At 42.5% G+C, this 23973-nt stretch carries 19 protein-coding genes; all 19 read right to left on the minus strand.

Annotated elements, in window-relative coordinates; all coding sequences use genetic code 11:
• Window positions 1–4: 4 nt before the first annotated feature.
• The 19 genes from uppS to RZO55_RS23635 all read right to left on the minus strand — a co-directional run bounded on the left by uppS (window position 5) and on the right by RZO55_RS23635 (window position 23827).
• Entirely contained in the window at window positions 5–727 is a 723-nt protein-coding gene (gene uppS, locus RZO55_RS23545; RefSeq protein ID WP_318066687.1) for an undecaprenyl pyrophosphate synthase, read from the minus strand.
• Window positions 728–787: 60 nt separating this feature from the next.
• Complete coding sequence (gene frr / locus RZO55_RS23550; RefSeq protein ID WP_318066688.1) at window positions 788–1342, minus strand: ribosome recycling factor; 555 nt, start codon at window positions 1340–1342, stop codon at window positions 788–790.
• 14 nt (window positions 1343–1356) lie between these two features.
• Window positions 1357–2058, minus strand: a complete 702-nt coding sequence (gene pyrH / locus RZO55_RS23555; RefSeq protein ID WP_318066689.1) for a UMP kinase — start codon at window positions 2056–2058, stop codon at window positions 1357–1359.
• 155 nt (window positions 2059–2213) lie between these two features.
• Window positions 2214–3908, minus strand: coding sequence for a peptide ABC transporter substrate-binding protein (locus RZO55_RS23560; RefSeq protein WP_318066690.1), 1695 nt, complete (start codon window positions 3906–3908; stop codon window positions 2214–2216).
• A 111-nt stretch (window positions 3909–4019) separates the two neighbouring features.
• On the minus strand, window positions 4020–4997 hold the full coding sequence (locus RZO55_RS23565) for an ABC transporter ATP-binding protein (protein ID WP_318066691.1): 978 nt from the start codon (window positions 4995–4997) through the stop codon (window positions 4020–4022).
• Window positions 4997–6007: an ABC transporter ATP-binding protein gene (locus RZO55_RS23570; protein ID WP_318066692.1), complete on the minus strand. Its 1011-nt coding sequence runs from the start codon at window positions 6005–6007 to the stop codon at window positions 4997–4999. The genes RZO55_RS23565 and RZO55_RS23570 overlap by 1 nt, the downstream gene beginning before the upstream one ends.
• Window positions 6008–6022: 15 nt before the next feature.
• Window positions 6023–7063, minus strand: coding sequence for an ABC transporter permease (locus RZO55_RS23575; RefSeq protein WP_318066693.1), 1041 nt, complete (start codon window positions 7061–7063; stop codon window positions 6023–6025).
• Window positions 7064–7080: 17 nt separating this feature from the next.
• On the minus strand, window positions 7081–7998 hold the full coding sequence (locus RZO55_RS23580; protein ID WP_318066694.1) for an ABC transporter permease: 918 nt from the start codon (window positions 7996–7998) through the stop codon (window positions 7081–7083).
• A gap of 127 nt (window positions 7999–8125) precedes the next feature.
• Window positions 8126–9049: a translation elongation factor Ts gene (tsf, locus tag RZO55_RS23585; RefSeq protein ID WP_318066695.1), complete on the minus strand. Its 924-nt coding sequence runs from the start codon at window positions 9047–9049 to the stop codon at window positions 8126–8128.
• A 108-nt stretch (window positions 9050–9157) separates the two neighbouring features.
• Window positions 9158–9898, minus strand: a complete 741-nt coding sequence (gene rpsB / locus RZO55_RS23590) for a 30S ribosomal protein S2 (RefSeq protein ID WP_097006003.1) — start codon at window positions 9896–9898, stop codon at window positions 9158–9160.
• Between the two features lie 248 nt (window positions 9899–10146).
• Entirely contained in the window at window positions 10147–10953 is an 807-nt protein-coding gene (gene codY / locus RZO55_RS23595; protein ID WP_318066696.1) for a GTP-sensing pleiotropic transcriptional regulator CodY, read from the minus strand.
• 133 nt (window positions 10954–11086) lie between these two features.
• Window positions 11087–13156 (minus strand): type I DNA topoisomerase, encoded by a 2070-nt coding sequence (topA, locus tag RZO55_RS23600; RefSeq protein ID WP_318066697.1) that lies wholly within the window; start codon window positions 13154–13156, stop codon window positions 11087–11089.
• A gap of 14 nt (window positions 13157–13170) precedes the next feature.
• Window positions 13171–14271 (minus strand): DNA-processing protein DprA, encoded by a 1101-nt coding sequence (gene dprA, locus RZO55_RS23605; RefSeq protein WP_318066698.1) that lies wholly within the window; start codon window positions 14269–14271, stop codon window positions 13171–13173.
• Window positions 14264–15805, minus strand: coding sequence for a YifB family Mg chelatase-like AAA ATPase (locus tag RZO55_RS23610; protein WP_318066699.1), 1542 nt, complete (start codon window positions 15803–15805; stop codon window positions 14264–14266). Before RZO55_RS23610 ends, dprA begins: the two co-directional genes overlap by 8 nt.
• 173 nt (window positions 15806–15978) lie before the next feature.
• Window positions 15979–16758 (minus strand): TIGR03915 family putative DNA repair protein, encoded by a 780-nt coding sequence (locus RZO55_RS23615; RefSeq protein ID WP_318066700.1) that lies wholly within the window; start codon window positions 16756–16758, stop codon window positions 15979–15981.
• A complete protein-coding gene (locus RZO55_RS23620; RefSeq protein ID WP_318066701.1) occupies window positions 16755–18083 on the minus strand; it encodes a putative DNA modification/repair radical SAM protein in 1329 nt (442 codons plus the stop codon). Before RZO55_RS23620 ends, RZO55_RS23615 begins: the two co-directional genes overlap by 4 nt.
• A 184-nt stretch (window positions 18084–18267) precedes the next feature.
• Window positions 18268–19287: a UDP-glucose 4-epimerase GalE gene (gene galE / locus RZO55_RS23625; protein WP_318066702.1), complete on the minus strand. Its 1020-nt coding sequence runs from the start codon at window positions 19285–19287 to the stop codon at window positions 18268–18270.
• A 102-nt stretch (window positions 19288–19389) separates the two neighbouring features.
• Window positions 19390–21651: a hypothetical protein gene (locus RZO55_RS23630; RefSeq protein ID WP_318066703.1), complete on the minus strand. Its 2262-nt coding sequence runs from the start codon at window positions 21649–21651 to the stop codon at window positions 19390–19392.
• Window positions 21644–23827, minus strand: a complete 2184-nt coding sequence (locus tag RZO55_RS23635) for an efflux RND transporter permease subunit (RefSeq protein WP_318066704.1) — start codon at window positions 23825–23827, stop codon at window positions 21644–21646. Before RZO55_RS23635 ends, RZO55_RS23630 begins: the two co-directional genes overlap by 8 nt.
• Between the last annotated feature and the right edge of the window lie 146 nt (window positions 23828–23973).

Consider the following 23973-nt stretch of genomic DNA (forward strand, 5'->3'; position numbering starts at 1 on the left):
GTTATTACTTCACTCCTCCGAATCTCCGTTCTCTGCTATTATACGCCGCAATTGCTTTTTTCATTTCTTCCATATTAAAATCAGGCCAATAGCAATCCGCCACATAGATTTCCGTATATGCCAACTGCCATAATAAATAATTAGACAGCCTTAATTCCCCACTGGTTCTGATCAGAAGATCCGGGTCAGGAATTCCATCTGTATCCAGATAGCCGGCAAATGTCTCTTCAGTCAGGGACTCTGGAGACAGCTTTCCTTCTCTGGTATCTTCCATAATTTTTCTGGCAGCCCTGACAATCTCATCCCGTCCGCCATAATTTACTGCGATAACGAAAGTCAGCCCTGTGTTATTCTTAGTTTCTTCAACCAGACGTCCAATGCCATCAATGATATCAGAATCAAAACGCCGTCTGTCTCCAATTACTTTTACCCGCACATTATTTGCCTTTGCGACCTTTAAAAGTCTGACCATATAATAACGAAACAGCTGCATCAAAACTCCCACTTCCTCAGTGGACCGCTTCCAGTTTTCCGTTGAAAATCCGTAAACCGTTAAATATTTAATTCCGAGCATGGCTGCTTCCTCTACGGTTCGTTCCACAGTAATACAGCCCTCTTTATGTCCCATACTTCGGGGCAATCCCTTCTTTTTAGCCCATCTGCCGTTACCGTCAAGTATAATGGCAATATGCTCCGGGATCACTATGTTTTCCAATTCTTTATCCATTCGTATCACTCCTTTTAAACATAAAACAGGACAGGCATAATGCCTGCCCCCCTGTTTATTTTATACAGTAAGAAGATCCTTCGACTTCTCATCAGTTGCTTTTTCAATCTGCGCAACCATTCTATCCGTTAATTTCTGAATTTTGTCTTCTGCATCAGAAAGCTCATCCTCAGAAATCTCCTCTGCTTTCAACTGTTTCTTAAAGGAATCGTTGGCATCACGACGAATGTTTCGAATTGCGATTTTCGCTGATTCTCCTTTTTTCTTAACATCTTTTACCAGATCTTTTCTGCGTTCTTCTGTCAGTTCCGGAAATACCAGACGAATCACGTTGCCGTCATTGGTTGGGTTAATTCCCAGATCAGAGGTAAGAATCGCCTTTTCGATGGCCTTTAAAAGGCTCTTTTCCCATGGCTGAATCACGATCATACGTGCTTCCGGAATCGTAATATTGCCTACCTGCTGAATCGGTGTGGGAGTTCCATAATAATCCACCTTGATCCTATCCAGTACATGGGGATTGGCACGTCCTGCGCGGATCGTCATAAAATCATTCTCCAGCGCTTTTAATGTCTTGCTCATTTTATCTTCATAAACCTGTAAACTCTCCTGCATATCGTCCTCCTGTTTTATGCGGTCACTATGGTACCGTTTATTTTTCCCTGCATGGCATTGGCAATGCCATCTTTTTCGTTCAAGCTGAATACCGCAAGCGGCATCTTATTTTCCATACACATAATGGAAGCAGTCAGATCAATCACACCAAGCTGCTTTTCTATCACTTCATCAATGGAAATTTCATCATATTTTACTGCATTGGGATTCACCTTAGGATCACTGTCATATACCCCGTCAATGGCTTTTGCCAGCAGAATACAGTCTGCATCCATCTCAATGGCACGCAGTGCAATCCCTGTATCAGTAGAAAAATATGGATGTCCGGTACCACCGGCGAAAAATACCACGTTCCCTTCTGCAATATACTGATTCGCCCTATCCTTGGAAAACTGTTCTGTCATGGAACCGCACTCAAAAGGAGTCAGAATCCGTGTTCCCATCCCTGCATTTCTGAAAATCTCTGAAACATAAATGCAGTTCATAATGGTGGCAAGCATACCAATCTGGTCCGCTTTTGTGCGGTCAATTGCATTACTGGTTCTGCCTCTCCAGAAGTTTCCTCCGCCTATGACGATCCCTAACTGAACGCCTGCATCAACGGATATCTTAACCTGCCGTGCAACCTCTTTAACAGTGGCTTCCTCAAAGCCTGTCTTACTGGAACCGGCAAGAGCTTCACCGCTGAGTTTTAATAATACACGTCTTGGATTCATAGCTTAAACTCTCCTGTACTTTTGTATTGTCTTAAAAGATTATAGCATACTTTTAAGTGGTTGGAAAGAGGAAGTTTCCCTGCCAGCCAATCGTAATGCGCAACAAAAAACATCTGGATATGAAATCCAGATGTTTTTCGTTTGTATATCTATCCTTATTCCATGGTAGCATACTGGAAGAACCAGAAGCCATATGGTGAATGCCATGTTCCTTTTAACTTTGGATTCTGTAACCAGAATTCATTGTAATATGCAACTGGTGCAACCGCTGCATCATCAAGGATCATTTTTTCAGCCTCATGAAGTTTTGTATAATGTTCATCAAGGTCTGCAGTAGAGTTTGCCTCATTCAGAAGTTTGTCAACTTCAGGATTATTGTACTTTGCACTGTTGTTACCGCTTGTTGACATCATTAAGTTCAGCATGTTGGAAGGATCATCGTAATCATATACCCAGCCATCACGTGCTGCCTGATAATCACCTGCACGACGGGTTGGTGTAAAGGTAGACCACTCAACTACTTTAATGTCCATGTTGATTCCAAGTGTCTCTTTCCAGCAGCTCTGTAAATATTCTGCAACTGGTTTATGATAACCTGCATCGTTAATCATATATTCGATGGTCGGGAATCCCTGACCATCTGGATATCCTGCTTTAGCAAGTAACTCTTTTGCTTTTGCAACATCTGCGTCATGATTCTCTACATCAAAGTAATCGCCGCCATTGATCTCTTTTGTTACATCTTCAAAGAAAGTGCCTTCTTTTGCATCACTGATACCAGGTCCAACGAAGTTGGTTGCTGGAGAGAATGTTCCCTGCATTACGGTATTGGCAACATAGTCACGGTCAATAGCAAGGCTTAATGCCATACGAACGTCAGGATTGTTAAATGGTTCCTTCTGGTTCTGGAAATCGATATAGTAAGTACCCATTAACGGTTCAACATGGAACGCTTCATTTCCTCTTAAACCTGGTACTTCTTCTGTCGGTACATCCTTGATCAAAGCAACTTCACCAGTCTGGTATGCGCTGTAAGCTGCGTTAGAATCTTCCATTAAAACAAATTTCAGAGTGTTTACAGTAACTTTGTCCGCACCCCAGTAATTTTCATTCTTAGCAAATATAATATGGGAACCAGGTACCCACTCAGTCATCTTGAACGGACCATTGGAAACATAGGTTTCAGGTTTTAATGTCCACTGATCGCCATTTGCCTCAACAGTTGCCTTCTGAACTGGAGACATGGTTGCATGAGTAACCAGCTTTGTGAAATATACACATGGAACAGCCAGCTCAATAACAAATGTCTTATCATCTGGTGCACTTACTCCAAGTGCATCCAGATTGCCTTCAGATGCTTCCTTATAACCTTTTACATATCCTAACATATCAACACTATAAGGAGCTGCTGTATTCGGATCTGCGATTCTCTTCCATGAATAAACAAAGTCACCGGCTGTTAACGGAGTACCATCACTCCATTTTAAGCCATCGCGAAGATGGAACGTATAGGTAAGTCCATCCTCTGATACATCATAAGATTCTGCCTGTCCCGGAACAATCTTGTTGTTCTGGTCTACGATAAGCAGAGTCTCAAAAGCCTGTACAATCATGTTTGCACCATCAACAGCACTATTTAAAGCAGGATCAATGGTCTCCGGATCCGGTCCAATTTGTACCGCAAGATCAAGGCCTGTGGTTGTTCCTTCCGCGGGGGCTGCAGTCTCGCCATTTGCTGCAGTTGTAGTCTCTGCGCCAGTTGTAGGCTCAGCTGATTTACTGCCGCCGCAAGCGGAAAGAATCAAACCTGATGCCATAACTGCTGCCAATACAAGTGACATTTTTTTCATAGTTATTCCTCCTATAAAATTATTTTAATTAACGCAGTAGCACTTTATCCGGCTACTGCGCCAATTCATTTCATAAGCATAACATAAAAGCAATAAAAGTTCAATCTAATTTTAATTCACTTTATCAAGATGATGACAAGCAGCATAATGACCGGAGGATATTTCTCTCCATTCCGGCTCGGAAGCTGCGCAAAGTTCATCTGCATAAGGACAGCGTGTACGGAACCGGCATCCAGATGGCGGATTCACCGGACTTGGCACATCTCCTTCCAGAACAATTCTCTTGGATGTGCGGCTGGTCTTAGGATCTGCAATCGGAATCGCAGAAATCAGGCTCTTTGTATAAGGATGAACACTGTGGAATGTCAGTTCATAACTGTCTGCCAGCTCCACCAGCTTACCTAAGTACATAACTCCGATACGGTTAGAGATATGCTTTACTATAGAAAGATCATGGGCAATAAACAGATAAGTCAGGCCTCTTTCTTGCTGAAGCTGCTCAAACATATTTACTACCTGTGCCTGAATGGAAACATCCAATGCAGAAACTGGTTCATCACACACGATAAACTGCGGGTCGACCGCAAGGGCACGGGCGATTCCCACACGCTGACGCTGACCGCCTGAGAATTCATGGGGATAGCGGTTTGCATGTTCGGAGTTTAAACCAACCGTAGAGAGAACAGAAATAATTTGATCCTGGCGGTCTTTTTTGCTGGAAGCCAGATGATGGATATCGATGGCTTCACCAATGATATCGCCAACTGTCATTCGAGGATCCAGACTTGCATATGGATCCTGGAAAACAATCTGCATCTTCTGACGGTAAGGAAGCATGTTAACCTTTGTAATATCTTCTCCATCAAAATAAATTTTTCCAGCTGTGGGTTCATAAAGACGGAGCAGGGTACGGCCTGTGGTTGTTTTACCACATCCGGACTCTCCTACAAGTCCCAGAGTCTCTCCCTTTTTTATTCCAAATGAAACATTATCAACAGCCTTAACCACTCTTTTTTCAAATAATTTGCCACCGGCAACCGGGAAGTACTGCTTTAAATTTTCAATTTCTACCAGATATTTTTGATCCATTATGCCTCTCCCTTCTGCGCCTGTTGTTTTTCAAACTCCTGCTTCTGCATCAGCCAGCAAGCACTGTAATGAATTTCAGATATATCTGTATACGGCGGCATTTCACGAAGGCAAATCTTCATACAGGATCTGCATCTGGGTGCAAACGGACATCCTGCTGGCGGATTAAGCATATCAACCGGGCTTCCTTCAATCGGAATCAGTTTGCTGTGTTCTTTTTCATTCAGCTTCGGAATGCTCCGAATCAGACCTTTTGTATATTCATGGCATGGGTTATAAAAAATATCATCAGCCTCCCCATACTCTACTACTTTGCCGGCATACATAACTGCAATACGGTCACACATATTGGCAACAACACCCAGGTCATGAGTGATCATGATAATCGCCATACCAAGCTTCTCTTTTAATTCCATCATCAATTCCAGAATCTGCGCCTGAATTGTAACATCAAGAGCAGTAGTCGGCTCATCCGCAATCAGAAGCTTTGGCTCACATGCCAATGCAATGGCGATCATAACACGCTGACGCATACCTCCTGATAATTCATGAGGATATTGTTTCAGGCGCTTCTCCGGTTCATTGATTCCAACCAAAGTCAGAAGCTCTTTGGCACGGTCACTTGCCTGTTTGGAATTTTTATTGGTATGAAGCATAATCACTTCACAAATCTGGTTCCCAATTGTATATACCGGATTTAAACTGGTCATGGGATCCTGGAAAATAATTGAGATTTCATTTCCACGTATTTTCCGCATTTCTTTTTCCGTCATTTTATCAATCTGGTGACCGTTAAACTGCAAAGAACCTCCCAGGAATCGACCCGGATATGCAGTAAGTCCCATCAGGCTGTAGGCTGTTACAGATTTTCCTGATCCAGATTCACCTACAATACCCAGAACTTCTCCTTCACGCAGATGAAACGAAACATCATTTAATGCCTTAACTTCCCCTGCCGGAGTAAAGAAAGAAAGACGTTCATTCTCAATATTAACTAAATATTCACTCATCCTATCTTCCCTCCTTTAATCTTTCAGCTTCGGATCAAACGCATCCCGAAGACCGTCACCTAACAGATTGAAACTTAAAATAATAACCGAAATCATCAGCGCCGGTGCAAACAAACGGTGAGGATAACTCTGCAGACCATTTAATGCCGCACTTGCAAGACTTCCCAGAGAAGGCATAGGTGCAGCCACACCCAGACCAAGGAAGCTTAAAAAGCTCTCGGTAAAGATAGAAGAAGGAATCTGAAGGGTTGTAGTAACAATTAATGTACCGATACAGTTGGTAAGCAAATGTTTTTTAATAATATGTCCGCTGGAAGCTCCCAGTGCTCTTGCCGCAGTTACATATTCCTGTTCTTTCAGAATCAGGATCTGGCTTCTGACAATACGGGCCATACCAACCCAGTAAAGCAGGGCAAAAACAACGAAAATACTGATTAAGTTAACACCAATTACCTGAATCCACTGAAAACCAGGCCTCTGTGCCAGAGCCTTTAACGGCTGATCAAAGGCTACTGATAAAAGTACAATAATCAAAATATCGGGAACTGTATAAATCATATCCACAATACGCATCATGACCATATCTACCCAGCCTCCGAAGAAGCCGGAAATAGAACCATAAAGAGAACCAATCAATAAGATAATGGCTGATGCAACCAGACCAACCGTAAGGGAAACACGACTGCCCATCATAACACGGACTGCATAGTCACGCCCAAGGTTATCGGTTCCTAAAATATGAGGGAATACACTCTCCCCTGCATCCATAGAAGCCAGTTCTTTCTCTGAATACTGCATAGGAGACAGATTCTCACTACCTCGAATCTGCTGCTCATAGCTGTATGGATATAACTGAGGCACTACAAATGACAGCATAAATACAACGATGATTACAAACAGGCTGACCATCGCAATTTTATTCTTTTTTAATCGTCTGATTCCATCTTTCCAGAATCCGACACTTTTCCGCATGACAGTAAGGCTTTCTTTTTCCGCATCACTGGCAAGGAGAAAGTCTTCCACATTAAGCTGTAATGATATTTTATTCTTTGGCATCCTCTTTCTCCTTTCTCTTATTTCAGATTGATACGTGGGTCAATAAATTTATAAGCGACATCAACCAGCACATTCATCACAACCATCAAAGAAGCAAGGAAAATTGTGGTACCCATAATAAGAGGATAGTCACGCCCTGTAATGGAGCCGATAAATTCAGATCCCAGTCCTGGAATTGTAAAAATCTTTTCAACGATAAAGCTGCCTGTTACTGTGTAAGCCAGCAGCGGTCCCAAATATGTAACCACTGGAAGAATGGCATTACGAAGTGCATGCTTGAAAATACTCACCAGCTGAGAAAGTCCTTTGGCACGGGCTGTCCTCATATAGTCCTGACCCATTACATCCAGCATGGAGGAACGCATCAGTCTCGCAATGTAGGATGAAGGATAAAGAGCAAGTGCCAGTACCGGCATAATATAATTTTTCCAGGATGCAAGTCCATACGTAGGCAGAAGCCCCAGTTTTAAGCTAAGAATATACATCAGTATGGTACATACCACAAAACTGGGAACCGCTATACCACAGGTACTGAAAACAATAATAATATTATCCACCATGGTACCCCGTTTAAACGCGGCAATGCTTCCGAGAGGAACACCAATAAGAACCGCTGTTAAAATAGCAATTCCGCCGATTCTCGCAGAAACAGGAAATTTTGATCCTATAATCATGTTGACTGTACGTCCACGCTGTTTTACGCTTAATCCCAGATCTCCATGTAAAATATCTTTCATATAAGTTGCATACTGTACACTTAACGGCTTATCCAGTCCATACTTTTCATTTAATGCCGCCTGGGCCTGTGGGCTGATTGCCTTTTCTGACATGAATGGCCCTCCGGGTACCATGTTCATGACAAAAAATGTTACCGTAGCAACAGCAAAAATTGTTACAATCGCCATAGCAATACGTTTAATAATATAACTAGCCACTCTCATCAACTCCTTTTGTAGGTGTATCCCTCCGACTGGAAACATTTGTCAATCGGAAACGGACACTGTTTGAATAGAAAAATCCCATGGATACCCATGGGATTCCCCCCAGAATCCTGTTACAATATTACTGCATCTGTTTTGCAACCTCTTCTGCAAAGTTCTCTTCTTTCTTCTCAAGGCCTTCGCCTGTCTCGAAACGTACAAACTTTCTAACTTCAACTTTTCCGCCGACTTCTTTAGAAACCTGCTCTAAATACTTTCCAACAGTTAAGTCACCATCTTTTACATACGCCTGATCTACCAGACAGAACTCTTTTAATTCTTTATTCAAACGACCAACAATCATCTTTTCAAGAATTGCATCTGGCTTGTCCGGATTTTCATTCTTAGCCTGTACTTTTAAGATTTCCATTTCGTGATCAATGAATTCCTGAGAAACTTCGTCTCTCTTAACGTACTTTGGATTTAAAGCAGCAATCTGCATTGCTATATTCTTTAACGCTTCTTTTACGGCATCGTTTACTACTTCTGCACCAGCTTCAATCAGAACACCGATTCTTCCGCCGCCGTGAATATAATCAACAACCACACCATCTGTTGTGATTTTCTCAAATCTTCTGATGTTCATGTTCTCGCCAATTACTGAGATCTGGCTGGATAATGCCTGTGCTACAGTTAATGTGCTGTCATTAATCCAAGGCTCAGCCATAAACGCATCCATATCTTTTACTTCAGTAGTAAGAACCTGAGTAGCTACGTCAGCTACATAACTCTGGAACTGAGCGTTTTTAGCAACGAAGTCTGTCTCACTGTTAACTTCTACGATAGCTCCGGATTTTCCATCTTCACTTACTACAGCTGTAACAACACCCTCTGCGGCAATTCTTCCTGCCTTTTTAGATGCAGCTGCAAGTCCTTTCTCTCTTAAGAACTCTACTGCCTTGTCCATATCACCGTCAGTCTGTGCAAGAGCTTTCTTGCAATCCATCATACCTGCACCGGTTATCTCTCTTAATTCTTTTACCATTCCAGCTGTAACTGCTGCCATTCGTTTTCCCTCCATCATCGATTAACGTCATTGATATTGCTAAAGGTCTTCATAAAAATATGCTCCGACCCGCTATTCAGCAGACCGAAGCATACATTCGTCTGAATTTTAAGCCTCTACAGTCTCTTCTAACTCCTGAGCTGCTTCTGCTTCCTCAGCTACTGCCTCGCCCTGGTTTGCTTCGATTACTGCGTCTGCCATCTTGGATACAATTAATTTAACAGCTCTAATCGCATCATCATTACCTGGGATTACGAAATCAAGTTCTTCAGGATCACAGTTTGTATCAGCAATGCCGATTAACGGAATACCCAGTGTGTGAGCTTCCTGAACGCAGATTCTTTCTTTCTTTGGATCTACAACAAAAATCGCATCCGGAACCTTTTTCATATCTTTGATTCCGCCTAAGTTCTTCTCTAACTTTTCCCATTCCTTCTTAAGTGCAATTACTTCTTTCTTTGGAAGCACTTCAAAAGTACCGTCCTGGGACATAGTCTCGATCTGTTTTAATCTTGCAACTCTGGACTGAATTGTCTTAAAGTTTGTAAGCATACCGCCCAGCCATCTTTCATTCACGAAATACATACCGCAACGCTCTGCCTCAGACTTAATAGCGTCCTGAGCCTGTTTCTTTGTACCAACAAAAAGAATCTTACCGCCTTCTGCAGCAATATCAGATACTGCCTTATAAGCTTCATCTACTTTCACAACAGACTTCTGTAAGTCGATAATGTAGATACCATTTCTCTCAGTGTAAATATACGGAGCCATCTTAGGGTTCCATCTTCTGGTCTGATGACCGAAGTGCACGCCAGCTTCCAAAAGCTGTTTCATTGAAATAACGCTCATGTTATTACCTCCATTGGTTTTACTTCCGTCCGTTTCTCTTACTTCCGAGGAGACCATATCATGGCACCTTCCTCCAGAATCCGCAGACGTGTTTTTTGTAAGCCTTGCTAGTATAGCATAATATCAGATACGATGCAAGTAATTTTTTTATATCTCATGTCCAAAACGGGAGATTTCTGTCTGGTATCCGCAAAAAAGGTAATCATCTCTGATTACCTTTTTTTAAGCATATCTATGCATTATAAATCTTATATATCGCGGCGTTCCGGAATCATCTTGGTATTGCCTGCTTTTATGGTTTTCAGTTCGTCAAACACCACATCATTTAAAACCTTGATATAGGTTCCTTTCATACCGGACGATCTGGATTCAATCACGCCGGCACTTTCAAACTTTCTAAGTGCATTGACAATTACAGAGCGGGTAATTCCAACGCGGTCAGCTATTTTGCTTGCGACAAGAATGCCTTCATTTCCATCCAGTTCCTCGAAGATATGTGTGATTGCTTCCAGTTCGGAAAAAGATAAGGTGCTGATAGCTGACTTTACAATCTGAACCTTTCTTGTTTCTTCTGCATTCTCTTCGTTTACGGATCTCATCATTTCAAGTCCTACAACTGTTGTGCCATATTCGCTTAAAATAATATCGTCAATATCATACTGGTCATCCGCTTTGTAGATAAACAGTGTTCCAAGTCTCTCCCCTGCTATATCAATCGGTGTGATGATGGCCTGATATTTTCTGATGTTATCACTGGTAAAACCAAGCGTTTCCAAGTTTACGTTCTCTTTTGTAGAGAGAATACTGAGCAGTCGTTCATTCAGCATGGTATCCACATAACCGCCTACCTGATCTGCAATCAGTTCCTGAATCTCTACGATGTCAGGCGTAAGACCTACGCCAAGCACCTTACCTTTCTTGCTGATAACAAGAATATTGGAATTCAGGATCTCGGTAAGCACTTCACAAATATCGTTAAATACGACCTTATGCGAATTATTGTTATGCAATAATTTGTTAATTTTTCTTGTTTTGTCCAACAACTGTACGCTCATTGCCGAAAACCTCCTTTATAATTAATGTGAAATTTCGAAAAACGCTTTTAATAATTAAATATTATCACTATTATTTTCAAATAACAATAGTTTTTTGAAGATTTTCGAATTTCTTAATAATATTTCTATTTGCCTATTTATCAGCACTGTATCCACACTGTTCGTTGGAACACAGCAACTTATTTCCCTTTTCAACCATATAGGAACCACATTTCGGACATTTCTGGGTGGAAGGCTTTTGCCAGGACATAAAATCACATTCAGGATTAGCCTCGCAGCCATAATAAATTCTGCCCTTTTTTGTCTTTTTAATCACGACATCCTTGCCGCACTTCGGGCAAGGCACTCCTGTCTTTTCCAGATAAGGTTTTGTATTCTTGCATTCCGGAAAGCCAGGACATGCAAGGAATTTACCGTGAGGACCATATTTGATAACCATATTGCGACCGCACAGTTCACAAATTTCCTCTGTCACTTCATCAGCTATGGTAACAGATTCAAGTTCTACAAGTGCTTTATCAACCGCTTCCTTCAAATCAGGATAGAAATTTTTTACTACCGTCTTCCATTGTACGGTGCCGTCTCCCACTTTATCAAGAAGATATTCCAGATTGGCAGTAAATGTGACGTCTACAATGCTGGAGAAGCTTTGTTTCATAATACTATTGACTACCTCTCCCAGTTCTGTCACATACAGGTTTTTATTTTCTTTTGCCACATAACGTCTGGCAATAATCGTAGTTATTGTGGGAGCATAAGTACTTGGCCGTCCAATTCCCTGTTCTTCCATTGCTTTTACCAGAGATGCTTCCGTAAAATGAGCCGGAGGCTGGGTAAAATGCTGACTGTTTTCCAGATTCTCTAATTTAAGTATACTGCCTTTTTCCAGATTGCCAAGAAGCATATTATTATCTTCCTTCTCTTCATCCTGCACATAGACAGACATAAAACCATCAAACTGCAGCTTTGATGCAGAAAGAGTAAACAGATAGTCTCCCGCTTTTACTTTTACAGAAGTAGTCATATATACGGCCGACTGCATTCTGCTGGCTGCAAATCTCTTCCAGATCAGCTGATATAGACGGAATAAATCTCTCTGCAAAGACTCTTTTACGATCACCGGCGTCAGTGCAATATCAGTAGGACGGATTGCCTCATGGGCATCCTGTATCTTCACATTGCTTTTCTTGCTCTGCTCTCCATTTGCCAGATAGCGGCTGCCGTACTGCTTTTCGATAAACTCTCTTGCTGCAACATCCGCCTCTTCTGCGATTCTGGTAGAATCGGTTCTTAAATAAGTGATGAGACCTACCGTACCATGACCGGCTACCTCCACACCTTCATATAACTGCTGCGCCAAACGCATTGTTTTCTGAGTTGAAAAATTAAGTACCTTAGACGCTTCCTGCTGAAGTGTACTGGTGGTAAATGGGATCGGAGCTTTCTTGACCCGTTCTCCTGTCTTCACATCTTCCACCCGGTATTCTTTATTTTGAAGTCCGGTAAGAATTCCATCCAACTGTTCCTTATTATGAATTGCAATTTTGCCGTTACTGTCACCATAGAACTTAGCTGTCAGTGCCTTTTTGCTTCCTTCCTGTTTCAAGGCAGCATCCAGATTCCAGTATTCTTCCGGTATAAATGCATTGATGTCCTCTTCTCGGTCGCAGATCAGACGCAGAGCCACAGATTGAACACGCCCTGCACTTAAACCTCTTTTCACTTTTGCCCAAAGAAGGGGGCTGATCATGTATCCAACCATACGGTCCAGAATTCTTCTGGCCTGCTGTGCATCCACCAGATTCATGTCGATGTCTCTGGGTGTTTTCAAAGAAGTTTTCACAGCATTCTTGGTAATTTCATTGAAACTGATCCGATATACCTGTTTTTCTGACAGCTCATCTAATTTTAGAGCCTTCATTAAATGCCAGGAAATCGCTTCTCCTTCACGGTCAGGGTCAGTTGCGAGATAGATCTTATCCGCTTTTTTCACTTCTTTTCTCAGCTTTGCAAGAATATCTCCCTTTCCTCTGATCGTTATATATTTTGGATCAAAATCATGTTCCACATCGATTCCCATCTGACTCTTGGGCAGATCCCTTACATGTCCGTTGGAGGCATCCACTTCATAGTTCGCCCCCAGGAACTTTTTTATAGTTTTTACTTTTGCGGGTGACTCCACAATTACTAAACAGTTAGCCATACCAAACTCCTCGCCTATTGTTTCTTACCATAATATTGATGGGATGTCTGTACAATGCCGCCCTTTAATTCTAATTCCAAAAGAACACTCATACACTCGCTTACAGACAATCCACTGCAACTTACAATCTCTTCCAGATTTTTCGGTTGTAAATCTAGGCAACTATACACCATTTTTTCTTTTTTGGCAAGCCCGTTCTTATTTTTTTCATCAACTCTTAATATTTTCCCACTCTGTAAATTAAAATATTCCAGCACGGTTTCAGGAGTCAGTAAAGCGCCTGCACCTTCTGAAATCAGGCAATTGCAGCCTGCACTGAGGGGGTCTGTTACCCGCCCGGGAAGAGCAAAAATTTCTTTTCCCTGTTCCAATCCAAGATTTGCAGTAATTAAAGATCCGCTTTTCTCCCGTGCCTCAATCACCAGAATAACATCTGACATACCGCTTATAATCCGGTTTCTCATGGGGAAATTCTTAGGTTTGGGAGCTTCGTCAGGCATAAACTCTGTTATTATACCTCCGCAATGAATCATACGGCTGTATAATCCATAATTTTCTTTCGGATAGCAAATGTTTATTCCGCACCCCAGCACTCCATACGTCTCCTGACCTGCTTCCAGAGCCCCCTCATGTCCCGCTCCGTCAATTCCGTTGGCCAGTCCGCTGATGATTGCCACACCTGCCGCTGCCAGCTCCCTGGCCAGATATACGGCCATCTGACGCCCATAATTGGTACAGTTCCTGGCTCCGATTATGGCAGCTGCAGGCTTTTCCTCACCAGGCAGCTTCCCCTTTACAAACAATGCCATAGGATATCCATAAACAGACAGAAGCCGTTTTGGATAATCAGGATCAAAATGAGTAATAAAGCGGATTCCATTTTTTTCCAGTTGTACCAACTGTCTGCGGCTGGAATCCATCTTCATCCTTTGTTGTTCAAGAAATGAAATCTCACTTTTTTTCAGCAGTCCGCAGTTTTCCAGTTCTTTTCTTTCTATATTATATATCTTCTTGTAAGTTCCCATGTAATCATATAACTTTTTTATCTTCACTGCCCCAAGAAAAGGAATGTGTGAAAGCCAGTACAGGCATTCCCGTTCTTCCAGATTATCCATAGATACCTCCCCAAAACCTTCCTTCCCGGCTGCGCAGTCCTGCAGCTTCAGCCAGATGTACTTTTGTGATTTTTTCAGAACTTTCCAGATCTGCAATGGTTCTTGCAAGTTTAAGAATTTTTTCATACCCACGGACACTGAGTCCCATGGATTCATAGATCTGTTTAAGAAATGACGTCTCTTTTTTATTGAGAATGCAGAATCTTTCCAGATCCGGCTTTTTCATAAAACTGTTAAATCGTATACCGGTCCCCCGAAACCGCTCCAGCTGCATGGACCTGGCCTGTTCAATACGGTTCCGGATAGACGCAGACGATTCCCCCTTCTTCCCTTGACGCAGCTCCTCATAGCTTACCGGACTTGACTCAGCACAGATATCGATTCTGTCCAGTATTGGCTTTGAAATCCGTCCCAGGTATTTATTAACCTGGCTTTCTGAACATCTGCATCTTGTTCTGTCAGGGTAAAATCCGCAGGGACAGGGATTCATAGCTGCAGCTAACAGAAACTTCGCAGGAAATAAATAGGACCCATGAGTCCTTGATATGGTGATTTCCCCTTCTTCCAAAGGCTGCCTTAAAATCTCAATGGTTGGTTTTTGAAACTCAGAAAATTCATCCAGAAACAGAACCCCTCCTGACGCCAGAGTGATCTCCCCAGGTTTAGGGATTCGTCCGCCCCCCGCAAGTGCCTGAGAGGTGATGGTATGATGGGGACTGCGGAATGGGCGGATATCCATAACCGGATTTTCTCCGGAAAGCAAGCCGCAGACGCTGTATATTTTTGAAATTTCCATAATCTCTTCCCAGGAAAGAGATGGCATAATGGTAGGAATTCTGCTGGCAAACATAGTCTTCCCTGTGCCTGCCGGCCCAATATACATAATATTATGCATACCGGCGACAGCCACTTCTGTGGCACGTCTTAAAAACGGCTGGCCTCCAATATCTGAAAAATCCACATCATAGTTCTTACCTGCAGATCCCGCCACTTTATGGTCAGCCAGGAACTCTGGTAATTTTTTTCCCCCATTTAAATAGTCCGTCAATTCTTTTAAGGTATTCAGCCCCACAATCTGTATACCATCTGTTACAGATCCTTCTCCCCTGTTTTCCCTGGGAAGATAACAAGTTGTTTTACCGTCCTTTTTTGCAGCAATAGCAATGGAGAGAGCCCCTCGTACCGGTTTAACAGTGCCATCTAACCCCAGTTCTCCTGAGAACACGCAGTCAGACAAACCAGAGGACGTAATCAGCCCAGATGCGGATAAGATGGCTATTGCAATGGGCAGATCAAACGCAGTCCCTTCTTTCCTGATATCCGCAGGGGAAAGATTGATGGTTATCTTTTTGGCAGGAATGCGAAATCCGGAATTTTTAAGAGCAGTCCTGACTCTGTCCTGTGCTTCTTTTACCTGGGATGAGAGATAACCAACCATGGAAAATCCTGGCAGACCATCGCTTACATCAGCCTCCACGAGAATAGGGACACCTTCAATACCAATGATGCCAATACTATGTACTTTACTATACACTGAAACACTCCTTTCATAATATAAAGGATAAAAAAATGGAATTTTATGCAGAAATGCATTTGAAATATCCGGAACCGGATTAAATTAATAATAACTGAAAAAGCAGAAAAAGGCAACTATTTTCTAACTTTTTCTGCTTTATGGTAAACTATGCCGAGCACTGTAAAGCCTTGTCAGACATCTTTTAATCCCTGGGAAAATTCAGGCATATATGGTCTGTAACGAAGGGGCATATGGTTCATCTGACAGACCGGATTTGTACGCTCCCTGATAGAAATGCTCTTCCTGAAACGCTTAAAAAGGTCCTCGTATTCATCCTCATCCGACGTTTTTCGCATCTTGTCTTCCCACTGGGGAGAAAGAAGTTCTGTCAGATACCAGGGACGAAACGCGGGGTGAAGAACTGCTTTTTTTCTATTTGTATCATATAATACCCAGTTCTCACCTGAAAGCCGATCTGCAAAATGAGGTGCCAGAAGCACAATCACATCATTCTTAGGGCCGATCCTGCTTACCAGCAAATCGCCTTCCATCTCTGAAAACCTTACAAATCCGGTAAGAAGATGAGTCTCGTTATCTACAAAACGGCACATTTGAAACACATCATAAACAGCCTGGATCTGCAGCATGCTAACAATACGGGCACCTGTTCGAAAACCATGGATCAGGAAACGATAAATCTTATCTGCACGCCCGCTGTCATTACTTAAGGCAGCTTTATAGACAGCTTCATAAGCTTCCTCAGAAATCTTATCTCTAATTGCTGTTATCACCTTATCAGCCTTTTGGGTATCAGCGGAAACTTCTTCATACTGGCAAAACAATTCCATCGTTACACCATCATCCCTGAGCCGGAGCATGACATTGTCGTGCCCCTTTTTACTGGACCATGCTTGATAAACACCGCTTAAAATCCCTTCGATACTGCTGTCACAAAGATATACCGTTTTCATACTAAAATCCCTCCGGAGCCTGTCTGTGCCAGCATGCTGGTATCATCAAACAGAGAAAGCTGGCGATAAGCCGCTGTGGAACTGATATCCCAGACACTTCTCCGTTCATCTCCCACCAGATGGCTGGTTATATAATCCTCTTCTATCTTAACCGGATACATCATCTTACCAGAACAGGTAATAAAGTAATGAGCTCTTTTCAGCACCACGCCCATCTTCTTTAAAGCGTCAAAATCCAGAATTCCATTCCGTCTGGCTGCCAGAATTCTCTTCACTGATTTAACCCCCATGCCGGGCACCCTTAAAAGTGTAAAATAATCCGCCCGGTTGACCTCAACCGGAAAAAGTTCTAAATGCCTGAGGGCCCAGTCGCACTTCGGATCCAGAAAAACATTGAAATTAGGGCGTTCCTCAGAGAGCAGTTCTCCTGCCTGGAATCCATAAAAACGCATCAGCCAGTCTGCCTGATAAAGCCGGTGTTCCCTCAGAAGAGGCGGACCTCCGGGCAGAGCCGGCAGACTGCTGTCCTGATTCACCGGTACAAAGGCGGAATAAAACACTCTCTTCAAATCATAGTTTTTATACAATGCCTCTGCAACCATCATCATCTGATAATCATTCTCCGGAGTTGCACCAACGATCATCTGGGTGCTTTGTCCAGCAGGAACGAAAGCAGGAGTTTTTTTGTATTCCATCAGCTCATAACGGTTGGTGACAATCCCATTCCGGATCTGCTTCATAGGCTTTAATATCTTGTCCCGGTTCTTCCCCGGAGCCAGTTTCTTTAAACCCTCTGCAGTGGGCAGTTCTAAGTTAATACTCATACGGTCAGCGAGAAAACCGGTTCTTTCAATTAATAAAGGATCTGCACCAGGAATGGCTTTTACATGGATATATCCATGAAAATGATATTCCTCTCTCAGCTTTTTTAAAGTCTGGTAGATGAGGTCCATGGTATAATCAGCGCTGTTTAAAACACCGGAGCTTAAAAACAGGCCCTCGATATAATTACGCCGGTAAAACTGTATGGTAAGCTGACAGACTTCCTCCGGCGTAAACGCAGTACGTACAACGTCGTTGGAAGATCTGTTGATGCAATATTTGCAGTCATAAATACACTGATTGGTAAATAAAATCTTCAGCAGGGAGATACATCTGCCATCTGCAGAAAAACTGTGACAGATTCCTGCTTTGCTGGCATTGCCAATGGTTCCTGCCTTCCCTTTTCTATCCACTCCGCTGGAAGTACATGCCACATCATACTTGGCAGCATCCGACAATATCTCTAATTTTTCCTGAACGCTTAACGCTTCCTGTATTAACATCTCATCACCTCGAACATTTGTTCTTATATTGAATCATATCATACTTCTTAATTAAATTCAAGTATTTTCGAATATATGTTCTCCTTAATGCCATTTTTGATTCATCTCAATACGGGAAATCGGATAACAGAAAAAGACGGCGAAAATCCCCGTCTCTGTCTGTCGCTTATCTATTACTGTTTCGTTATTTTTCAAATCCTCCCGGATTATTCCTCTGCCATTTCCAGGAATCCCGGCACATCTCTTTTAAGCCGCGCTCCGCCTTCCAGCCAAGCTCCTTCTCTGCTTTAGAGGGATCTGCATAGCATGTGGGGATATCTCCAGGTCTGCGTTCCATAATGGTATAAGGAATTTTCAGATCATTTGCTTCTTCAAATGCATGTATTACATCAAGAACACTATATCCGATACCGGTTCCCAGATTATAGATCCAGACACCACCTGATTTCTTTGACATGGCATTTAAAGCCTTCACATGACCCACTGCCAGATCAACAACATGTATATAATCCCTGACGCAGGTTCCATCCGGAGTATTATAGTCACTGCCGAAAACGCCTAAACGTTCCAGTTTTCCTACCGCCACCTGCGTAATATAAGGAAGAAGATTGTTTGGAATTCCTTTTGGATCTTCTCCAATCCTGCCGGATTCATGGGCTCCGATGGGATTAAAATAACGCAATAACATGACATTCCACTGAGAATCTGCTGTATTTAAATCCGTAAGAATCTGTTCCAGCATTCCCTTTGTTCTTCCATAAGGATTGGTAATTTCACCCTTAGGACATTCTTCCGTAATCGGTACAAACTGCGGATCTCCATATACCGTCGCAGAAGAACTGAATACAATATTCTTCACCCCATGTTTTCTCATAACATCACAAAGCACTAAAGTTCCGGTAATATTATTATGATAATATTCAAGCGGCATGCCCACGGATTCACCCACTGCCTTCAGGCCGGCAAAATGAATCACACCGTCGATTGTTTCCTTTTCAAAAATCTGATTTAAAGCTTCCCGGTCCAGTAAATCCGCCTCATAAAAATTCAGCATTTTTCCTGTGATTTCCGTTACGCGTTCTATGGATTCCCTGCTTGAATTGCAAAGATTATCTACTACCACAACCTCTAACCCTGCATTCAGCAGTTCCACACAGGTATGACTTCCTATGTATCCTGCACCACCGGTAACTAATATCGCCATGATAACTTCCTCCTTTAAATGTCCTGAAACTATTATAAGCAGGAAATTAAAAAATAACAATGTAGAATTTCTTAAAAACCTATGATTTTTATCTGATTTTTTCTATTTAAATATAGAAGTAAAAAAATGGAATATGCTTTTAAATATGTTCCCTATACGGTGAAACACACTGCCATCCGGGTGAAAGTCTTCATCTACGGCCAAATCAGAATTCTCTTCATCCTGTTTTATTTCTCCCGTTCTCAGTATGATCTGAATGCTCTTTGGAGCTGGATTTTTAGCAGATGTCATGGAGACTGGTTTCGCCTCTAAATCAATGTTTAACAGGGTTGTATCCTCAGTAGTATATTCATCCCACTTATCATCAATTGTCTTCTTTATGGTATCCTTGGCATTGCGGAGAACTTCCGTCTGGTTAAGTCCGTTACCAGCAACATTAAGGGTATCTGCAAGCCCGTTAAGTGTCTTTTGTGTACTGCCGTTTAAGGAGTTTCCCACTGTCTTCATCTGATCTTCCAGAGATCGTAAAAACACGTTCATAGAATCTATGCCCCGGGAGGCACTGTCTGTCATCTTCCCCATATCCGTCAGTGTATTAAGCATTTCATCATGATGCCGGTGTAAAATTCCGTTAAGCTCTTCTGCATTTCCAATCAGATCATCTGCCGTATCACAAAGCTGTCCGATGGAATCGGCCCCTTTTATCACACCATCAGCCGCACCGTTTATATGATTCTTTTCCGCATAAAGATCACCAAGAAGTACTTTAGCCAAACCCAGAAAATTCGTCATATCACTGGTCAGTACCGCCCCGCTGTCTGCCAGCTGGGGAAGAATCTTTGCAAGGGGCGCAGCAGCCTTTATTGCTGCCTGGGAAGCAGCACTTGAGTCAGCACTGGAAGCAGAGCTGGGTGAGGCGAGATTTTCCGTTTCCAGAGCGGAGGTTAAATAACTGGTTAATGCGCTGATCTCTGTCACAGAATAACCTCTTTCGTTGAACAGGTACGAGGAGATCTCAGCCTCATCGGCAAGCCCTTCCTCACTGACATCCTCAAGCAGTTCTTCCAGATCTTCTGATGACAGTCCCTGAGCGGAAGCACTGAGTGAACCTGTCAGGGCTGTCAGCTGCGGAAGCATTTGTGCCAGTGATGCAAGTTCCTCTGCCAGAGTCCTCTGCTGCTGTGTCAGTGTATTTAAATGCTCCTGCGTCTTATCCAGCTGCTTAAAAAACATCTGAGCTTTCAGCCCTGTTTCCGGCGAATTCGCCAGTCGCTGCAATTCCTCCAATTCATCTCTGAGTTCTCTGACGCCTTCCTGAAGATCTTTTAAGTCTGGGGAAAGATCACTTAAGATTTCAGTTAAATGATTGGTCTGATTTCGCAGCTCATTTAAAGCATTTTTTGCATTCTCCGTGTGATTATAAAACGGTCTTAATGTCTGGGACAATCCATCCAGTGCAGTCAGCGCATCATCCGCATTCTGATAGACCTTTCCTTTGGAATCTGCCACAATCTGTCTGGTTTTATCAAGCCCTCTGATTCCATCGGATGTGGTATCTATGCTTTTCTTCATCTGCTCCATGGTATTTAGTACCACATCCAGACTGGCACTGATTTCATCAGCAGAATCTTCCATAGTCTCCTTTGCTTCCCGCAGATCTTTTACTTTGTCAAGCTGGCTTACCGTCAGCGGGACCATGGCAAATACAATGCCTGTAAACTTAAAATCATCTGTTCCAATGCGGATGGAATAATGCCCCTCTTCTCCAGGCAGTGCAAAAAATGCCACTGTGCTTAAATTTCCTACCGTCTGTACCTGTGCACCCTCTGCCTCCAGACTTAAATTTTTATCCATATCTACAACAGCACTGCCCATCAGAGTCATATTATTTTTATAATAGTCTGAAACGCCTTTATTAGGAACCAAATCTACATTCACTTCAATCAGACCCTTTTCTCCAGCCAGTTCATCTGCTTTTTTCTCCACTCCATTTAATCTGTAACTGACTGTAATATTCCAGGGCAGTTCCTTTTTTTCTGTTTTTGTCTGACCCTCAAAATAGAATCGGTTTTCTCCCTCTTCCGGATGAAACGTTACCGAACCGTCTTCTCCAATTACCGGCTGAGAATGGTCTGTTAAATTAATCACCTTATCATAAGTCCCATAATCAGTAAGAGGCTCACTTCCGTTCATCCTGTAAACTTTTACAATACTGCTCTCTTTTATTTCTCCATAAGGATCCATCGTAACATAAAGAGTTTCATCGTATGGAGGCTGCACTTCCGATGCCAATGGTACCAGTACGGACTGCATGGAAAAAACCACAGCCAACCCTATGTGGAATATTCTTTTATGCTTATTCATTCCCATCCCCTCCTTTTAACTTTCCTCTTACCTTCATGTATTTCAAAAACCGTCTTTCTTTCCGTCTGGCTGCGCGTTCCTGCTGTTTTTGTATCTGCCTGTCAAACAGACTGAGAAGCGCTGGTAAGAGAGACAGCACCAATACCATACTGAGAATAGCCCCTCTGCCTACAAGGCGCCCCACCTGGGAGATCGCCTGAATGGAGGATGTGAAAAACAAAAGATATCCAACCACTGTTAAAATGCCTCCGGAAGTAAGAATGGATAGGGTACTCTTCGAAATGGCAGCCATGGCTGAGTCCGTATTATTCATGGTTTTCCTGAAGCCAAGATAATTGTTGGTCATTAAGATTGAATAATCAATGGTGGCTCCCAGCTGAAGGCAGCTTACTATGATATAACCGATGTAAACCAAACTGTCTCCCATAACATAGGGCAGAGTCATATTTAAGTAGATAGCAACTTCAATGGGAATAATCACAAGTATGGGAACCAATACCGCCTGAAAGGTTATTAATACCACAAGCGCAACTCCCGCCAGTGAAAGGAGCGAAACTTTATTATAATCATCTGTGAGAATATCCCTGATATCTATGGTAGTAGGAGTCATACCAATGACATATGCATCACCAGGATAATATTGACGGATAACCCCCTCCAGCTTCTGGCTGCAATCAAAGGCATACTGGCTTTCCTGCACGGTATTCATAGATATAAGAAATCTGGCATACCGGCTGCTTCTCAGCTGTTTTGTGACCTTATCCGGCAGAAAACTTTCCGGGATCCCCCTTGGAATTGTTCCTGACATGGAAATGGCATAATTGACAAAATCCAGATCCTCCAGTGCATCAGTAAGCTGTCTCTCCGTCACCACCGAGCCATTCGGTACGATTCCAATCACCATATTGGATTTCCCAAACACCTCATTGATTTTTCTGGTATCTTCATAGACTCTGGTTCCCGGACCTGCACCAATGGCATCATCACCATAGTAAAAAGCGTTCATACTCTGGCCAAAATAACAGGGGATTGCCAGTAAAGCTGCTATTACAAATACAGGTTTCCTGATTCTGTTCATCAGCCTCGAAAAACGGTCAAACGAAGGTATGAATGGTTTGTGAGCTGTTTTCTCTATCTTATTATTAAAATGGAGTATCAGGGTTGGCATCAGGAGCAGTACGGTTGCCAGACTGCAGATGATTCCTTTTGTCAGAACAAACCCCACGTCCTTACCAATAGTGAAGCGCATGAATGCAATCACTATAAATCCGACAATGGTAGTGGCACCGCTTGCTAAAATGGAACTGCAGGATTCTTTCACTGCCATCTCCATGGCTTTATTTATTTCTACTCCTGTATTCTTTATTGCGGTAAACGTATGTAAGAGAAAAATGGAATAATCCATAGAGACTGCCAGCTGCAAAATCGCCGCAGTTGAAAATGTAAAGAATGATATTGTCCCAAACATCAGGTTTGATCCCATATTTAGTATAATTGCAATGATCATAATCAATATAAACAGAAAAGGTTCCACCCAGGATGTTGTGGTAAGCGTTAGAATCAGCCAGATAATCACAAGCGCCATACCAATTGCAATGGTAATCTCGTGGGTAATGGATTCCTCACGCTCTTTACTGGATACCGCACTTCCCGCAAAGCAGCCACGGTCCTTTCCTACTATTGTATATATTTTTTCTATGTCGGTCCGGGTAAGCGGATTATCATCTCCTTTTTCAAATATTACATCCATCAATGCATTGCCCTCCCGGTAATAATCCTTCATGGAAAATACATCAACCGAAGCCAGATCCGTCAGACCTTCATTTGCAAAGGAAGCTCCCATATATACATCCGTTGCCAGATCAGGTCCGACTACCACATCCACTCCCTCCAGATCCGAAATCTGCGTTCTGATCCGCTCCGCTTCCTGCAGGCTTACATCCTGCACCATGATCCGCGCCATACCTGGATAACCAAACTCATCTTCCATCACATCCAGGGCCTGCTTTGTCTGGGCAAACTGCGGAAGATACTTGCTTAGATCATAGTTTACTTTTACAAAAGGGAAGCATGCTGCACAGATTACAGTCGCCGCAAAAAAGATACTTTCAATTATTTTTCCTTTAAATACGATAAAATGAACTAATTTGTCGAAAATACTTCTGCTTTTATTCATATCCCCCTCCATTTATAAGCATCTTTCCACTAATGGATGATTTATTGACTTTTCAACACGTGTATATTATAATACTGGTGTACATAACATTCAATAATCAAATTATTTTAATACATCTATTAATAATCACAGTCTATTTTCCAGCA

Origin of the sequence: Clostridium boliviensis, from assembly GCF_033342255.1 — a bacterium.
GTDB lineage: Bacteria > Bacillota > Clostridia > Lachnospirales > Lachnospiraceae > Lacrimispora > Lacrimispora boliviensis.

Bases quoted from the DNA above. Each gene is read 5' to 3' on its own strand.
- uppS (WP_318066687.1), bottom strand. From the start codon at position 727: ATGGATAAAGAATTGGAAAACATAGTGATCCCGGAGCATATTGCCATT.
- frr (WP_318066688.1), bottom strand. From the start codon at position 1,342: ATGCAGGAGAGTTTACAGGTTTATGAAGATAAAATGAGCAAGACATTA.
- pyrH (WP_318066689.1), bottom strand. From the start codon at position 2,058: ATGAATCCAAGACGTGTATTATTAAAACTCAGCGGTGAAGCTCTTGCC.
- RZO55_RS23560 (WP_318066690.1), bottom strand. From the start codon at position 3,908: ATGAAAAAAATGTCACTTGTATTGGCAGCAGTTATGGCATCAGGTTTG.
- RZO55_RS23565 (WP_318066691.1), bottom strand. From the start codon at position 4,997: ATGGATCAAAAATATCTGGTAGAAATTGAAAATTTAAAGCAGTACTTC.
- RZO55_RS23570 (WP_318066692.1), bottom strand. From the start codon at position 6,007: ATGAGTGAATATTTAGTTAATATTGAGAATGAACGTCTTTCTTTCTTT.
- RZO55_RS23575 (WP_318066693.1), bottom strand. From the start codon at position 7,063: ATGCCAAAGAATAAAATATCATTACAGCTTAATGTGGAAGACTTTCTC.
- tsf (WP_318066695.1), bottom strand. From the start codon at position 9,049: ATGGCAGCAGTTACAGCTGGAATGGTAAAAGAATTAAGAGAGATAACC.
- rpsB (WP_097006003.1), bottom strand. From the start codon at position 9,898: ATGAGCGTTATTTCAATGAAACAGCTTTTGGAAGCTGGCGTGCACTTC.
- codY (WP_318066696.1), bottom strand. From the start codon at position 10,953: ATGAGCGTACAGTTGTTGGACAAAACAAGAAAAATTAACAAATTATTG.
- topA (WP_318066697.1), bottom strand. From the start codon at position 13,156: ATGGCTAACTGTTTAGTAATTGTGGAGTCACCCGCAAAAGTAAAAACT.
- dprA (WP_318066698.1), bottom strand. From the start codon at position 14,271: ATGGATAATCTGGAAGAACGGGAATGCCTGTACTGGCTTTCACACATT.
- RZO55_RS23615 (WP_318066700.1), bottom strand. From the start codon at position 16,758: ATGAAAACGGTATATCTTTGTGACAGCAGTATCGAAGGGATTTTAAGC.
- RZO55_RS23620 (WP_318066701.1), bottom strand. From the start codon at position 18,083: ATGTTAATACAGGAAGCGTTAAGCGTTCAGGAAAAATTAGAGATATTG.
- galE (WP_318066702.1), bottom strand. From the start codon at position 19,287: ATGGCGATATTAGTTACCGGTGGTGCAGGATACATAGGAAGTCATACC.
- RZO55_RS23630 (WP_318066703.1), bottom strand. From the start codon at position 21,651: ATGAATAAGCATAAAAGAATATTCCACATAGGGTTGGCTGTGGTTTTT.
- RZO55_RS23635 (WP_318066704.1), bottom strand. From the start codon at position 23,827: ATGAATAAAAGCAGAAGTATTTTCGACAAATTAGTTCATTTTATCGTA.